Origin of the sequence: Yersinia sp. 1252 StPb PI, assembly GCF_048593885.1 — a bacterium.
Classification (GTDB): Bacteria; Pseudomonadota; Gammaproteobacteria; order Enterobacterales; family Enterobacteriaceae; genus Yersinia; species Yersinia enterocolitica_E.
Genome location: NZ_JAZGQE010000338.1, coordinates 1 through 1,897, shown reverse-complemented (window position 1 = coordinate 1,897; position 1,897 = coordinate 1). Strand labels below are relative to the sequence as shown.

Genomic DNA, 1,897 nt, shown 5'->3' with positions numbered 1-1,897 from the left:
ATTTCTAAATTCAAGTTATGTAATAGTTCATTTGATAATTCAAGCTCTCCTGATATTTTTTTCCGTTGATCATCGATGGGTTTTAGTTTGCTATTTTCTTCTGCTAATTGCTTTTCTAATCCCTTTTGTTCTATCTGTAACTGATCCACATCAGTGTGAGAGCTGAATAATGAGAAATAACGTAATGCCTCAGAGACTGGCACTGTTACCTGCTGTTGCCAGGCTTTAAATTCAGCCAGTAAACGCAATGATGATAGGCTAATGCGTAATGGTTGTTCACCGCCATTGAACAATTTTGGTTGCAACAGTAATGCAAGATCTTGTTGAGTCAATCCAGCCCATTGAGCGATCAGCACGTACTGGCTCAGTTTTTGGCATTGAGTCACCAACAGTGGATGATGTTCCAGTTTTTCCACTGTTGGGCGGTTGCTAAAGATCTCAATAACAGCCTGATTGAATTTTTGGGCAGTAAATTCACTATCATTGCTTTCCAGCCAACTGACTAAACCGGCGACCACTTCTGTTTTCAAATGGAAACCGGCAGCCAGACTGCGATACAGATTCTGTTTTAATAAGGTAGCATCAGCTGATTCATCCACCGAATGGTAGATATTGGAGAGGAAATTAAACAGCTCCGGTGTGGCGGTTTTGCTGTATTGGGTGGTTAACATGGCGTTGAGGGCGGCAAGATCCAGTTTTTGCTCACTCATCCATTGCACAATATTTTCCAGTAGATTGACGGTAACCAGAACCTGAGATGCATTCTTTTCAGCCATGTTCTGGCATGCTTCAGGTTTCCCGCATAAGGTGAGCAACATTTCCGCTTGTGCGGCGCTCAGGCCAAACAGAGATGCGATAGTCGCCATGCGAGGCTCTTTCTGATCATCATCAGTCATCTCTTGTTTGCCAACCATCATGGTAAACTTATCAGCCGACAGACCATATTGGCGATTAAGCCGCAGATACTCAGATAGTACTGGCAGAATCTGTTCTTCGTTTACACCGCCATCTTGAATACTGGATACTAACGTATTGAGCTGATCGACACTGAGTTTAGTCGCATGGGCCAAACGTTGACGGTTGGCCTCTTGTGTCCGCTCGGTTTTAACCAACTCATAACTGACTGGATTTAGCCCTAATTGTTCCTGTACCAACGCTGGGGTCAGTTCTAATGCTTGTATATCAGCATTGTCTGCCAACAGAGCTGCAATATTGCGCAAGTTGGTTGATTGACTCTCCAGTACCGCATTGATGATAGTGAGATTATCATCATAAGGCAGGGTGAATGAATCATCGGCAGAGTTAATTGTCTGAGCCGACAAGTCTGATAAAGTGATCTTTTTCTGCAATGTTTCCAGCAAAATATCCAGTGTGGAAACTTCTTGCTGCATCATGGTTTCGCTCAATTCCAGACTATTCAGATCCGGGCGACGTTTATCAATATGCAGTGAGTTCTCTTCGCTGTGTAGCTCTTGCGCAACGTTGTATAGCTCACACAAATAGCGGACTGGGGAGAATATGGATTGAATCGATGCCGGATCGACATATTTATCTGTTCTTTCTGGAATAGCATTGTCGGCCAGTGCTGTACCTGAGTTCCGCCGAGGGGCTGCCTCTTCGAAGATATGCATTTTTTTGATTCCATTTAGCACAGGATCACTACGTAATTGCTGTGCGCGTTGCTCCGCGTGATTTTTATTCACTTTAATTGACGTGGTATTATTTGTTTTATCTTGCATAACCTACCTCTATCTCTTTAGGGGATGAGAGAGCTCAACATAGCGATAGACTGAGCTCTCTATGGGAACAGTAATTTTTATTAATTTCTAACTTTCACCTCTCGCCATGATAACGATGAGTTTGCTCGCACATACTTGATAAAAGACTCTTTACAGAT

The 1,897-nt window shown here is 43.1% G+C and carries 1 protein-coding gene; it reads right to left on the bottom strand.

The features are described 5' to 3' along the window. A partial coding sequence (locus tag V2A85_RS23330; RefSeq protein WP_420072515.1) for a Tc toxin subunit A occupies nt 1–1,739 on the bottom strand: 1,739 nt, incomplete at its 3' end. Nucleotides 1,740–1,897: the final 158 nt, after the last annotated feature.